The sequence below is a fragment of the Microbispora sp. CA-102843 genome, from assembly GCF_050936215.1.
Lineage (GTDB): Bacteria > Actinomycetota > Actinomycetes > Streptosporangiales > Streptosporangiaceae > Microbispora.
Map to the genome: position 1 here is coordinate 2010450 of NZ_JBNJNF010000001.1, position 13503 is coordinate 2023952.

The 13503-nt window shown below is 71.1% G+C and carries 11 protein-coding genes; 3 read left to right on the forward strand and 8 right to left on the reverse strand.

Translation table 11 applies throughout. The features are described 5' to 3' along the window. Positions 1-63: 63 nt before the first annotated feature. Positions 64-1872, reverse strand: coding sequence for a 1-deoxy-D-xylulose-5-phosphate synthase (locus ACQEVJ_RS09395; protein WP_433099236.1), 1809 nt, complete (start codon positions 1870-1872; stop codon positions 64-66). 397 nt (positions 1873-2269) lie between these two features. On the opposite strand from ACQEVJ_RS09395, the gene ACQEVJ_RS09400 reads away from it, so the two are divergent. After that, positions 2270-2902: an LmbU family transcriptional regulator gene (locus ACQEVJ_RS09400; protein WP_433099238.1), complete on the forward strand. Its 633-nt coding sequence runs from the start codon at positions 2270-2272 to the stop codon at positions 2900-2902. Between the two features lie 8 nt (positions 2903-2910). Here ACQEVJ_RS09400 and ACQEVJ_RS09405 read toward each other — a convergent pair whose 3' ends face one another. From ACQEVJ_RS09405 to ACQEVJ_RS09435, 7 genes are read right to left on the reverse strand one after another with little or no spacing between them, the layout of a single operon-like run. Continuing rightward, positions 2911-3951 carry a zinc-dependent dehydrogenase gene (locus tag ACQEVJ_RS09405; protein WP_433099240.1) on the reverse strand — a complete coding sequence of 347 codons (1041 nt, stop codon included), beginning with the start codon at positions 3949-3951 and terminating at the stop codon, positions 2911-2913. An 11-nt stretch (positions 3952-3962) separates the two neighbouring features. Further along, positions 3963-5162 carry a hypothetical protein gene (locus ACQEVJ_RS09410; RefSeq protein ID WP_433099242.1) on the reverse strand — a complete coding sequence of 400 codons (1200 nt, stop codon included), beginning with the start codon at positions 5160-5162 and terminating at the stop codon, positions 3963-3965. Positions 5163-5171: 9 nt separating this feature from the next. Next, a complete protein-coding gene (locus ACQEVJ_RS09415; RefSeq protein ID WP_433099244.1) occupies positions 5172-5894 on the reverse strand; it encodes an NTP transferase domain-containing protein in 723 nt (240 codons plus the stop codon). Further along, positions 5882-6493: a gamma-glutamyl-gamma-aminobutyrate hydrolase family protein gene (locus ACQEVJ_RS09420; protein WP_433099246.1), complete on the reverse strand. Its 612-nt coding sequence runs from the start codon at positions 6491-6493 to the stop codon at positions 5882-5884. The genes ACQEVJ_RS09415 and ACQEVJ_RS09420 overlap by 13 nt, the downstream gene beginning before the upstream one ends. Next, a complete protein-coding gene (locus tag ACQEVJ_RS09425; RefSeq protein ID WP_433099248.1) occupies positions 6490-8901 on the reverse strand; it encodes a PEP/pyruvate-binding domain-containing protein in 2412 nt (803 codons plus the stop codon). The genes ACQEVJ_RS09420 and ACQEVJ_RS09425 overlap by 4 nt, the downstream gene beginning before the upstream one ends. Positions 8902-8941: 40 nt before the next feature. Beyond that, positions 8942-9931, reverse strand: a complete 990-nt coding sequence (locus ACQEVJ_RS09430; protein WP_433099250.1) for a TauD/TfdA family dioxygenase — start codon at positions 9929-9931, stop codon at positions 8942-8944. 20 nt (positions 9932-9951) lie between these two features. After that, the gene (locus tag ACQEVJ_RS09435; protein WP_433112622.1) at positions 9952-10896 is read right to left on the reverse strand and encodes a transaldolase family protein; all 945 of its coding nucleotides are present in this window, start codon (positions 10894-10896) and stop codon (positions 9952-9954) included. 368 nt (positions 10897-11264) lie between these two features. On the opposite strand from ACQEVJ_RS09435, the gene ACQEVJ_RS09440 reads away from it, so the two are divergent. Then, positions 11265-12344 (forward strand): inositol-3-phosphate synthase, encoded by a 1080-nt coding sequence (locus ACQEVJ_RS09440; RefSeq protein WP_433099252.1) that lies wholly within the window; start codon positions 11265-11267, stop codon positions 12342-12344. 44 nt (positions 12345-12388) lie between these two features. Continuing rightward, the gene (gene tal / locus ACQEVJ_RS09445; protein WP_433099254.1) at positions 12389-13498 is read left to right on the forward strand and encodes a transaldolase; all 1110 of its coding nucleotides are present in this window, start codon (positions 12389-12391) and stop codon (positions 13496-13498) included. Positions 13499-13503 lie beyond the last annotated feature (5 nt).

A 13503-nucleotide genomic window follows, 5' to 3' on the forward strand; every position in this document is an offset into this window, starting at 1 on the left:
CCGGCGCTCTCGGTGTGGCGGGAGTCCGGATTCCCCTTTCCTGGTAGACGGTGCGCGTCGCGGTCATCGGCGGCGCGTGCCCAGTCCCAGCAGCCCCTCGGCCCGGCGCACTATCGCGCTCGTGCTCAGGCCGAACTCGGCCAGCAGGTCTTCGCGCACACCCCAGGGAAAGAAGTCGGGCGCGAGCGCCATCTGCGCGGTGGCCGGGCGTGGCCAGGCCGTGTCGGCCAGGTGGACCAGCAGGTCGGGGTAGAGGCCCGAGCCTTCGACGAGGTCCTCGACCGTCATGATCACCCGATGCCGTGCCGCGTCGGCCAGGACCTCTTCGACCGCCGGGCGCAGTCGTACGACCTCCCAGACGGTGCTGGAGACGTGGTGCCGTGCTTCCAGCGCCGCCGCCGCCGACATCGCCTCCTGGACCATCGCCCCGTGCGCGAGCAGGCACAGGTCGCCGCCTCTGCGCCGCAGCACCGCCGGGGCCCCGGTCTCCGTGACGGGGTCGGCGAGCGGCGGCCACTTGCCGTAGCGCACGGCCGTGGGGCCCGAGGCTCGGGCGACGGCACGCTGGAGCACCGACGCGAGCTGACCGGCGCCGGTCGGCGCGTGGATCTCCAGCCCGGGCACCATGCGCAGGAGGCCCACGTCGTAGATGCCGTGCGAGGAAGGGCCGTCGCCACCGGACACGCCGGCCCGGTCGAGCACGAACGTCACCGGCAGGTCGTGCAGGGCGACGTCGTTGATGACCTGGTCGAGGCCGCGGGTGAGGAAGGTGGCGAACACGGGAAAGATTGGCCGGCAGCCCTCGCCGGCCAGGCCGGCGGCCAGCCCAACGGCCAGCTGCTCGCTGATGCCGACGTCGTGGAAGCGGTCGGGGAAGCGGTGCTTGAACTCGAGCAGGCCCAACATGTCCGGCATGGCGGCGGTGATCAAGTGGACGCGCGGGTCGGCGGCGCCGAGGTCGCACACGGCGCGTCCCAGGGCGTCGCCCCAGCTCCCCTCACTGATCGAGAGCGGAAGCCCCCACTGCGGCCGCGCCGCCGCGGCGAAGGCGCCGCCGACCTGGTGTCGCCGCGCGATCTCGTCACGCTCCGCGTCGGCCCAGCCATACCCTTTCTGCGTGTTCGCGTGCACGACGACCGGCCCGGCGGCGGCGGCGGCCTTGGCGAAGGCATCGTCCAGCTCGTCCAGGTCGTGCCCGTCCACGGGCCCGATGTAGTCGTAGCCGAGCGAGGCGAAGAACTGCGCGGCGTGGTTGGCCGCGTACCGCTCGCCCCCACCGCGACTCCACGGCTCGCCGAGGGTCAGCCGGCTCATGGTCGGCGCGTAGGAGCGGCCGTTGTCGTTGTAGGCGATGACGATCGGGAGCTGCCGCATCCCGATGGCATTGAGCGCCTCGAAGGCCGCGCCTCCGGTCAGCGCGCCGTCGCCCAGGACGACGACGGTCCTGGTCCCGCGGATGAGCGCGATGCCGAGCGCCCAGGCGGGACCGGTCGAGGCGTGGCTGTTCTCAAGCACGTCGTGCGGCGACTCCGCGCGGGAGGGGAACCCCGACAGGCCGGCTCTCGTCCGTAGCCCGGGGAAGCCCCCGCCTCGGCCGGTGAGGATCTTGTGGGTGTACGCCTGGTGGCCAATGTCGAAGACGATGGCCTCCGTGGGCGAGTCGAAGGCCCGATGGATCGCCAGGGTCAGCTCCACCGTCCCGAGGTTGGCGCCCAGATGGCCGCCGGTCACCGAGACGTGTTCGATCAGGAATTCACGGATGTCTCCGGCGAGCCGCCTGCACGCCGCGCTATCCATACTCCGAATCAGTTCCGGACGCAGACAGGAAAGCTCGAATTTCAGTTCCCTGTCAATGCCGCCCTGCGAGGTCATGGTCCTTCTCCTCTGCGAGAAAGGATAATGCGGTCACTACATCACGGCTATTGGTCGGGTGGCAATCAATGGCGCGCCAGCCGGCATTATTGTCGCGCCACCGGTCGCACTCGGGCCTCGATTACTCCGGGCCTCGATTGCTCCGGGCCTCCTGGATAAGGCGTCTCCGAGCTGAACGAATCTTGATCGTCTGGCCAGCGCGACGGCACGGGCATTGCTGTTCATCGACACGTTAGTTAGTGTTCATCTAGCGTATGCCAAGTCCCCTTCAGGACCCATCTCACCGGGCGAGGCAGATATGTCAGCAGCCGGGTTCTCCAAGCCGGAAAGAACGGCGCCGCCTCAGCGGCGATCCGATATCCGGGCACGCTCCAAGAATAGTGAAGCGAACCTTTCCATGCCACGGTCCGGCCTCGAACTCCCGCGTTCCCTGCCGTTCGAAGAATGGGCCAGGATCGGGGCGCGGCTCGCCGATATGCACATGGCCTCCGCCTGGTGCCTGGGCGACTGGCTGGTGTACGGCGAAAGCGCCTACAGCGGCCGGTACCGCACCGCGCTCGACGAGATCGCGCTCGAATACCAGACGCTGCGCAACTACGCCTGGGTCGCCCGCCGTTTCCCGGTGTCCCGCCGGCGGGACACCCTCAGCTTCGGCCATCACGCGGAAGTGGCCGCGCTCGGCGAGGCCGAGCAGGACTTCTGGCTGCGCAAGGCCGAGGAGCTCGGCTGGTCCAGGAACCACCTGCGCAGCGAGGTGCGGTCGAGCCTGCGCGAGCGGGCGGCGGACGCCATGGCCGAGCAGCAGCCCGAAGCCGCGGACGCCCTGGGCGGGCAACCGCCCGAGTCCGTGGACCCCCCCGGCCCCGCAGACGAATCGGACACCGATCGCGAGCCCAGGCGCCTGGAGCTGGCGCCCACCTCGGAGCAACTGGAACAGTGGAACGCCGCCGCCAGAAGCGCGGGCCGGGAGTTCGAGGCCTGGGCGGTACGCAAGCTCCACGACATCGCCCTCAGGGACAACACCGGCTAGAGCGCCTCTCACGGCTCGAACGTCACCTTCACGCCGTCGCCGCGCTCGACGATGTCCAACGCGTCGAGGAAGCGCTCCAGCGGCAGCCGATGGCTGACCAGGTCGGCGACCGCGACCGCGCCCGAGGAGATCAGGTCGAGCGCCCGCGCGTTCTGACCCGGGTTCGAGGCGCTCGCGCCGACGATCGTGAGCTCGCGGTAGTGGACCGTGTTGGCGTCCAGCGTGACCAGGGGATCCCCCTTCGGCAGCCCGCCGAAGACGCTGATGCGTCCCCGTGGCGCGCAGTAGTGCACCGCCTGCTCCAGCGCCTCCCCCGCGGGTGTCGCCGTGATCACCACGTCGGCGCCCCGCCCCCCGGTCAAGCCGAGCACCTCCTCCGTCACGCGCCCGTCCGCCGCACAGATCGCCTCGTCCGGTCGGACCAGGGCGGCGGCGCGACCCAGCCGCTCCTTGTTCAGCTCGACGAGGAAGACCTCCGCGGCGTCGGACGCGCGCGCGAGCCGTACGTGCAGGCAGCCGATGGGGCCCGCGCCGACCACGACGACCCGGTCGCCGGGACCCACGCCGACCAGTTCCTGCCCGTTCATGACACAGGAGAGCGGCTCGGCGAACACCGCCTCGGTGAAGCCTGTCCCGGCCGGGATCCGGTTGAGGCCGTCCACCGCCAGCACCTTGGCGGGCACCACGCAGTACTCGGCGAAACCACCGTCGTAGTGGTGCCCCATCGCCTCCAGCACCGTGCAGACGTTCAGCCGCCCGGCGGCGCACTGCGCACACGCCCCGCACGGGATGGCCCCGATGACCTGCGCCCGGTCGCCCACGGACCAGCCCGTGACCCCCTCGCCGAGCGCGGCCACCTCACCGGCCATCTCGTGGCCCAGCACCCGGGGAGGCACGAGGCGGTGACTGCCGTGGCGGTGGATTCGCACGTCGGCGCCGCACAGGGCGCTGGCGCGGATGCGCAGCTTGACCTCGCCCGGCCCCGGCTCGGGCTCCGGCACATGCTCGACGCGGACCTGTCCGGGTGCGTAGTAGCGCACGGCTTTCATGAGGTTCCTTTCTAGATGGCGTGGAGGGCGGGGACGCGTGTCGCGAGCGTCATGGCGATGAGGTGGTTGCCGTAGGCACTCGGATGCGGGCCGAGCCTTCCGCCGACGTAGAGCGCCGCCGGGTCGGGCTCGGCGCGGAAGACCGGCGTCAGATCGACGACCGCCACCTTCACGGGCAGGGACGCGAAGAACGCCTCGTGAGCCGCGCTCTCGCCCGCCAGATCGGCCGGCTGGGGCAGGATCGCCAGCACGGGCGTCTTGCCCGCCGTACGACACGCCTCGGCGAAGCGTCCGACCAGCGCGGTCAGCAACGCGGTCGACGGCTCCTCGCGGTAAAGCCGCGCGGCCAGGCGGTGGTTCTCGGCGACCACGACGTCGAACGCGCGGCGGAAGCCGCCGTCGGGGGCCCGGCGCAGCCGCCCGGCCGTCAGGTGGAGCAGGATCGGCAGGTGGCGGCGCGCCCGGCGGATCAGGCGGGGCAGGTAAGGGAAGGCCAGCAAATCTGGCCGGAACTTGCGCCGGTAGAAGGGGTCGAGCGCGCGCAGCTCCGGCAGGAGGCGGTGGTAGTCGAGGTAGTCCTCCGGTCGGCGGATGACGCTGGGACGCAGGACCAGCCCGTCCGCCCCGAGGGTGAAGCGCGGCTTGAAGGCGAGGGTGTTGCCGTACTCGAAGTAGTGCTTCCACGCCGACTGCACGCGCGCGATCGTCTCCGGCACCACTCCCATGATCACCGTCTGCGCGTCGAGGCCGGGCAGCTCGCGCTCCAGCCGGAGCAGCGCCTGGTCCAGGCCATAGTTGCCGACGCCGTAGTTGGCGACGTTGACCCCTGTGAGCGTGGACAGGTGATGTGGCCAGGTGTCGCCGTCGCCGACGAGGCGGCAGAAGGTGAAGGAGTCGCCGAAGCAGGCGATAGGCGCGGACGCCTCGCCCGGATGTCCGGGTTCGGTGCGGCGTCCGAACGCGTCCACGGAGTAGGTCGTGACACCGAGCGACGTGCTCTCCGCCCCGTGCTCGCCCGGCCGCCTGCACCAGCCGAGATCGGCGTCGAAGGAACGGCCGGCGTGGGCCTCGGCGACCTCGGGGCTGATCGGCGGCGCCAGGTCGCGACGGGTGATCAGCCACGGAAAGGCCCGCCGGTGGCAGCGGACCGCGGCGAAGGCGGCGAACTCCCCCGCGACGAGCAGGACGAGGGCGAGGAGGAATGGGGACACCTGACGCCCTCACCCGGCCGAGGCGTCGTAGAGCGCCAGGTCGCCCGGCTGGTCGACCTCACCCCACGGACCGGTCCTGGGGACGGCGTGAACGGCCTCGCCCCGGCCGATCAGCGCGCGCAGCAGGGCGGTCAGGTCGAGGGCATCGCGCCGGCGCGGCGTCAGCCCGCCCAGGTACCGCTCGACCCGCAGCCACGCCGCGGGGGTGAAGCGCAGCAGGCCCATGTACTGGCCCTCGACCTCCTCCACGCGGGCGGCACGCCGTCCGATCTCCGCGACGGTGCCGTCGGCGCGCAACCGGAAGGTCTCGGCGTCGGCGAGCGGGTCGTCGAAGCGTCGTGCCCACAACTCGAGCCATTGGGGGTCGTAGGCGATCGCCAGCTCGCCCGGCGCAGCCGCGAGCGCCCTGACGGTGGCCGAGCTGTAGAAGATGTCGCCGTAGACGACGAGGCAGGGCGCGCTGCACAGCCAGGGGGCCGCCGCGGTCAGCGAAACCACCATGTTGCTCTCAGCCCAGCGCGGCGCGTGGAAGGTGAACGGCACGCGGGCGGCCAGGTCCGCGGCCCGGTAGCCGGTGACGACGGCCACCTCGCCCGCGCCCGCCTCGGCCAGCGTCGCCAGATGCCGGTCGAGCAGGCTGCGCCCGCCGACCTCGACCAGGCACTTGGGCCGCTCGTCGGTGTGCGGGCCGAGACGGCTGCCGCGCCCGGCGGCCAGGATCACCGCGCGCACTGCCCACCTGCGAACGTCTCGTGGAACAGGGCCGTGTCGCGGGCGTCCGCGACGGCTCTGCGCTCCGGATGCCACATGATGCCGGTCAGCCGCAGCTCAGGTGCCGCGACCGCCTCGATGACGCCGTCGGCGGCACGCGCCGTGACGCGCAGCGGCCCCGCACTCTCCCGCGCGGCCCATCGGTGGAAGCTGTTCACGATCCTCGGCCCCTCGTCGGTCTCGATGGTGTGCTCGGTGCTGACATGGCCGTCGACGGGTTCGAGGCCGGCGCCGAAGCGGTGAAGCAGGAGTTGCATGCCGCGGCAGACGCCGAGCACCGGCAGACGCCGCTCCAGCGCGGCCGCCACCAGCGCCTCCTCTGCCGCGTCGCGCTCCGGCGCCGTCCCGCCGTAGGCCGCCAGGTCGTTGCCGCCGGTCAGCAGTACCCCTCCGGCCCCCGCGAGCTCGATGAGCTCCACCGCGGCGGGGCGGTTGGGTACGGGGACGGGCAGAAGATCGCAGGCGGCCAGGAAGTCCGCCCACGCCTGGTCGAGGGTGTCGCGGCGCTCGTGGCGAGCGGCGTCGACCACCACGTTCATGGTGACCAGCACCGGTCTCATCGCACCACCTCGATCCGCCGGTTGGCGCAGTCCACGGCCACCAGGCTGGCCTCCGTCAGCCGCCGGTAGGCCTCCTCGCCGACGCCCAGCACGGCCGGGATACCGAACTGGTGGGCGCGGATGGCCATGTGCGAGTTGACGCCGCCGTAGGCCGTGATGAAGCCGAGGATGGGGTGGGAGAAGATCCAGTCGTAGCCGGGATCGCCGCTGAACAGCAGCAGGATCTTCCCGTCGAGTACCGAACCCGCCTCGGCCGGGGCGAGCGGGCCCACCACCGACTCGTGGGTGACGAAGCTGGGGTCGGACGTCGGCAGGTCGAAGGTGAACACGTCCTCGGGGCGCGAGATGAGCGGCGGCAGCACGATCTGCCGGGTGAGGGCGTGCGCCTCGCGCCCGTCCTCGACGACTCGCCGCACCCGCTCGGGCCGGACGCCCGCTCCCTGGTAGAGCTCCTCGATCGTCCGGACGCTCAGGAAGGAGCAGTCGTCTCGCGACAGTCCCAGCTCGGTGCCGAGGGCGGCGATGCTCGACAGGGCGTCGGACAGGTGCCGGGTGAAGACGAACTTCGAGTTCTCCCGCGCGGTGATGCCCTCGGCGATGAAGGCGAGCAGGCGTGGGCCGTCCGCGTCGAGGCCGGCTCGGGCGGCCAGCCGGTCCAGCGTCCGTACCTGCTCGGCGCTCGGCAGGAAGGGCTCGGCCGCCGGGGCGGCGGCCGGGTTCGGCCCGTCGGCGAAGTACAGGTGCGGCGCCTCGTCGTAGCGCGGCGAGGCGATGTCGTACGTGCCGGGGCGCAGGTGGCCGTAGGCCCGCAGGAACTCCCCGGGGGACAGCGCCTGGCGCTCGCGCGTCATGACGTGGGTGACGGTGTCCAGTCCCGCCATCAGCCGCTCGGCGTCCTGGCCGGTCAGGACCCCGGCGCGAACGATCGAGCGCAGCAGCTCGACCGCCACGAAACCCAGCCGGGCGTGTCCGGCGAAGGCCGGCGTGCCGTACCGTGCGCAGTCCTCCAGCAGCCAGCGGGCCTCGGCGACAGGTGGAAGCGCCAGCGCCTTGATGGTCTCCCAGCGCTGCTCCAGCGTGGCGAGTCCGGCGTCGTCCTGCATCCGGGCCGGGTGCGCCGGATCGAGGAGCCGGTTGGTCAGCGCGAGCAGGGCGTCACCCACCGCGTCGTGCTCGTCGCCGGTGAGCGCGTCGCCATAGCGGGCGCGGGTCTGGGTTCGGGTGTCGAAGGTGTAGCACGACTGGACGACCTCGAACTCCACCTTGTCCTGCAACGCCGGATCTGCCGTGAGGCGGTCGAGCTGCAGGTCGACCAGGCGCGCGGCCAGGCCGTCGTCGAGGTCGGCGGGGAGGAGCGAGTTGAAGCTGGCCCGTACGTCGATGTACGGCAGGCCGTGGAAGTCCACCATGAGCGGGCAGCCGCGTACGTCGCGGTAGCCGTACCGGTACCTCTGCTCGGCCCACACCCGGTCGGTCACCAGCCACCGGTACAGGCTCAACGCCAGGGGACGCGGCCGGACGCCGATGATCTCGGCCGGGTTCCAGTCGGGCATCACCCCGAACACGGTGCGCGTGCCCAGCAGGGTGGGGTGCGGGCCGCCCCTGCTGATGCGCGCGGCCGCGCTGCGCAGGAAACGCTCCTGGGCGCCGACCAGGGCCGGGTCCGCGCCGGCTGTCGGCAGCGGCCTTGCCTGCAGCAGGTAGAGCCGGTCGCGCGCGCCGAAGGCGAACTCGATATCGAGCCGCTCCTCGCCGGTCAGCGTCTCCAGCTCCTGGGCGAGGGCGAGGAGCCGCCGCGTCCGGTCGTCGGTGGGCGTGATCCCGGAGGGCTTCCAATGGATGCGGGTGTGCAGGCCCTCGCCACGCCCGCCGGTGACCGCGGCGGTGTCGTCGCCATCGTGGTAGTTGACGATGACGTACGGCGCGCCGGTGTTCGGGTCGCAGGTGAAGACCACGCCGCTGCGCGTCACCTCGCGCACCATTGGCTGGACCAGGACCTGGTCAGCCGGATCTGCCACGCGCCTGCCGCCCTCGGCGAAGGAGGCCACGACCTTGTCGATGGCCGGGCCCGCGGCGTCCCTGCCGAGGACGTCGGCCACCGAGCAGTAGCGGCCGGCCTGCTGTGTCTCGGCCGCGTCCTCGTGCAGGGTGCTGCTGCGGACGATGAGCGGGCCATTCGCCCACGGGTGGGCGAACAGCGCGTCGAGGACGGGCTCCCTGGCGCGGGACCACTCCTCGACGGTGAAGCTGGCGAGCGGCAAGACCTCGGCGTTCCGTAGGAGCGGCGCCAGGTTCCGCAGGGCCTGGGCCTTGCTGCCCAGCGGGACGAGGGCGCTGCGCACCTGGTCGTGCACGGCCGCGGCCGGGTCGAACGTGCCGCCTTTGGCACGCCTCGTCGCATCACGCACAACGACGCCTTCCTCGTGCTGGTCGTCCGGCCTCTGGCGGTCAGAGCCCGTCTGGCACCCGCAGCCAGGCGCGGACGAGGAGGCGGTGGCGTCCGGGCTCAGGGTGGTCGGTGAACTCGGTGCGGTTGTGCGCGACGACGGCGTTGTTGATGAAGATCGCCTCACCGGCCGCGAGGTCGAGCCCGAACACGTTCTCCTCGTCCTCCATGACGGCGTCGAGCCGGTCGAAGGCCGCGGCGTCCCGCGCGTCGACGCTCTCGCCGACCTTTGCGTAGGCGGTCTCGATCCAGTGCCGCAGGTAGCGCAGGGTGGGGCCGGCCGCGAAGACGTCCCAGGTGAAGATCGGATAGGCGTTGTCCCTGATGGGAGTCTCCTCGTCACCTGGGGTGACGGTGTTGCGGTAGTGGTCCTTGAAGAGCGACGGCAGGTGCTCGGGACTCTGTTCGGCGAGCTGCCGGTACACCTGACAGGCGCTGACCAGGAGGTTGCGTCCGCCCTCCTTCGCGGGCCTGACGCACAGCAGGCCGAAGACGTTGGGGAAGACCCGCTTGGAGGTGCTGTCGGTGTGGAAGGGCGCGCGGACGCGGGTCTTCGACACCGACACGTCGGAGGAGCGGTAGTCGTAGCCGCGGTCGTAGACGTCGTGCGTCCTGTTGTACGGCGTGAGCAGCTCGCCCAGGTGCAGGCTGGTCAGCACGTAGAACAGCCGCAGTTCCTGCTCGCTGAACCCGCGCTCGTCGAGCCCGGTCAGCAGGGCGAAGCCGAAGCGGCCGAACAGCTTCTCGCGCAGCCGCTCGGCGAGGTGGGCGAGGTGGGGCAGGTGCAGGTCGGCCCGCTCGGCGGTCTCGATGAGCGCGGCGGGGTCGCCGGCTCCGGCCAGGAAGGCCTGGTACTCGTCGAGCACCTCGGGGGTGATGGGGATCCGCCAGGATTCGTCGGCCTCGACGTCCGCCCGCCGCCAGGCCAGCTTCGCGAGCGTCGGCCCCTCGGCGGCGAACCGCTGTGCAGAACTGTTGATATTCATGGACATGTGACACTCCAAACGCGGGGTTAGACGGGCGATCCGACCGAGAGCGCGTCGAAGCCGGCGATCGCGCGAACCATCTCTTCGTGCGTGTGGACTAGGGGGGCGAGCCGGTCCGACTCGACCGGAGTGAAGCCGTCCTCGGCGGCGTACCGCCGGACGTCGGGGTCGCGGAGCGCCTGCTCGTACAGGCGGTCGTCGACACGCCCGTAATCCCGGCCGGGTCGCGGCAAGCCTACTTTATCCAGAAAGTTCGGAGGAAGCGTGACAATAACGTCTTTACCGATTTTGTCGGCGTAATTCCAGCATTCCTGATCGGGCCCTGACCGTAATGATCCCAGCAAAAGGGTGACGGTCTCACGGTAGGGCCGGAGCGCCTCGTACGCGGCGTGGAAGACGACCGATTCTGCGGCGCGCACCCGCCTGGGTTCGGGGCCGACGAAGGCGCTGAGCCCGAAGTCGCCGAGACGGCCCTGCATGAGCGTCAGGACGTGCCGCCTCGGCGGTCCCTGCGCCGCCGCGATGGCACGGGCGGCCGCCACGAGCTGGGCGACGCAGAAGCCTAGCGTGGCGTTGATGGGCACACCCGAGGCCGCCAGCGGCCCCATCGCGGCTATCCCCGCGCTGGTCAGCGGCACTTTGAGGGTGGCCTGCGGGATCCGGCTCACGATCTGCGCCGCCTGGTCCAACATGGCCCCGGTGTCGGAGGCCAGCCGCGGATCGAGCTGCACGCAGAAGGGGAGGGACAGGCCGAGGTCCGCCAGATGCCGCGCGGAGCGTTCCGCGCAGGCCAGGTACAACTCCCAACCGGACTCCGCGGGCGCCGCCAGGGGCAGCAGCCTGGCCGCCTCCAGCATGAGCATCGGATTCGTGGTGATGCCGCTGAACGGTCCGAATACCGAGGTGCGCTCCGCGCGCCATCGCGGCTCCATCAATTCCGGGACGGAATCCCACCAGCATTCGAATAACACGGGCAATGAGTCCGCCCCCTTTTGTTGCTTCCGACCGGCGGTCTCAGTGAACCAGCGGCTCCCGCATTTCGCCAAGCGTCGGCAGCCTCGCGCATTTCCATCGCGAATTCCCCGAACATGGCGGGACGTGGAGTCGACGCCCGCGTCGTGGCCGGACGTTCCTCTGCCCGCCTCTCGGGTATGTCCCGCCAGCGGGACAGGGCGGGAGCCCGCGCCCGCACCGTGCATACGGCGGCCCGATCGGCAAGGGACCGGCGGGCCGCATTCGTTTCCTTGCCTTCGCCGGACGGCGCTTCCTATCGTGACCATGCATCGCGCCGATATATCGGGCGGCGTTCTTTGTCGTGCGAACTGAGGAGTGGATCCTGATGGGTTCGGTACGAGTCGCCATCGCGGGCGTTGGGAACTGTGCGTGCTCTCTCGTCCAGGGAGTCGAGTACTACAGGGACGCCGACCCGGCCACGCCGGTGCCCGGCCTCATGCATGTCCGGTTCGGTCCCTACCACGTGGGTGACATTGAGTTCGTGGCCGCCTTCGACGTGGACGCCAAGAAGGTCGGCCGCGACCTGTCCGAGGCGATCGTCAGCGGGGAGAACAACACCATCAAGATCACGGACGTGCCGCCGACCGGCGTGACCGTGCGGCGGGGGCCGACTCTGGACGGGCTGGGCGAGTACTACCGGCGTACGATCACCGAGTCCGACGCCGAGGCGGCCGACGTGGCGCGGACGCTCAAGGAGGCCCGTGCCGACGTCCTGGTGTCCTATCTGCCGGTGGGGTCGGAGGAGGCCGGCCGCTTCTACGCGCAGTGCGCCATCGACGCCGGCGTGGCCTTCGTCAACGCGCCGCCCGTCTTCATCGCCTCCGACCCCGAGTGGGCCGAGAAGTTCACCGAGGCCGGCGTGCCGGTCATCGGTGACGACATCAAGTCGCAGGTCGGCGCCACGATCACGCACCGGGTGATGGCCAAGCTGTTCGAGGACCGCGGGGTCGAGCTGCTGCGCACGTACCAGCTCAACTTCGGCGGCAACATGGACTTCATGAACATGCTGGAGCGCACCCGGCTCCAGTCCAAGAAGATCTCTAAGACGCGGTCGGTAACCTCCCAGGTCCCCCACGAGATGGACCGGTCGGCGGTCCACATCAGCCCGTCGGACCATGTGCCGTGGCTCGACGACCGCAAGTGGGCCTACGTGCGGCTGGAGGGCCGCTCGTTCGGCGACACGCCGCTGAACCTGGAGTACAAGCTGGAGGTGTGGGACTCCCCGAACTCGGCCGGGGTCATCATCGACGCGGTGCGCGCGGCGAAGATCGCCAAGGACCGGGGGCTTGCCGGGCCGGTGCTGTCGGCCGCCTCCTACTTGATGAAGTCGCCGCCCGAACAGTGCAGCGACGACGAGGCGCGCGAGGCCGTGGAGCGCTTCATCCGCGGCGACGCCGAACGCTGAAGCACCCAGCGGCCCGAGAACGCGACGAGAGGAGCACGAGCGCCATGAAGGCATCGCCCGACCGCCTGGCCCAGCTCACCGAGATAGGGGTGTCCGTCTGGCTCGACGACATCGGCAGGTCGAGGCTGGCGGGTGGCGGACTCGCCGCGCTGGTCCGCGACTTTCACGTCAGCGGCGTCACCTCGAACCCGCCCATCTTCGCCAAGGCGCTGTCCGACGTACCGGCCTACGCCGCCGACCTCGACGACCTCGCCGCCCGCGGAGTCACCGCAGAGGAGGCCGTCCGCGCGCTGACCACCTACGACGTCCGGTGGGCCTGCGACATCCTGCGCCCTGTCCACGAGGCGAGCGACGGCGTGGACGGCCGCGTATGCATCGAGGTCGACCCCCGCTTCGCCCGCGACACGCGGGCCACCGTCGCCGAGGCCAGAGCCCTCTGGTGGGCGGTGGACCGGCCCAACCTCTTCATCAAGATCCCGGCCACGGCCGAGGGGCTTCCGGCCATCACGCAGTGCCTGTCCGAGGGCATCAGCGTCACCGTCACGCTCATCTTCTCGCTGCGGCGCTACGGCGAGGTCATCGACGCGTTCATGACCGGACTCGAACGGTCCGCCGGGCCGGAGCGGGCGGGCGCGTCCACGGCCGCCTTCTTCGTCAGCCGGCTCGACGGCGAGGTCGACGCACGCCTGGACAAGCTCGGCACGCCCGAGGCCGCGGCCCTGCGCGGCCAGGCGGGGATCGCCAACGCGCGCCTGGCTTACGAGCTGCTCCAGCAGCGGACGGCGACACGGAGATGGGCGGCACTGGAAGCGCGCGGTTTCCGGCCGCAGCGGCTGCTGTGGGCGTCGACCAGCGCCAAGGACCCGGCGATGGCCGACACCGCCTACGTGACCGAGCTGGCCGCGCCGGGCACCGTCAACACCCTGGCCGAGTCGACGCTGCTCGCGGTCGCCGACCACGGCGAGTTCCACGGCGACGCGATCAGCGGCGGCTACGCCGAGGCGCGGCAGGTCTTCGAGCGGCTCGCGGCGCTCGGCGTGCCGTACGACGAGGTGACCGAGGCGCTCGAAGAGCAGAACGTGCGGCGCTTCACGGTCGCCTGGGCGGACCTTCTGGAGCGGATCGGCGGCGAGCTGACCGCGCGGCGGACCTGAGCGTC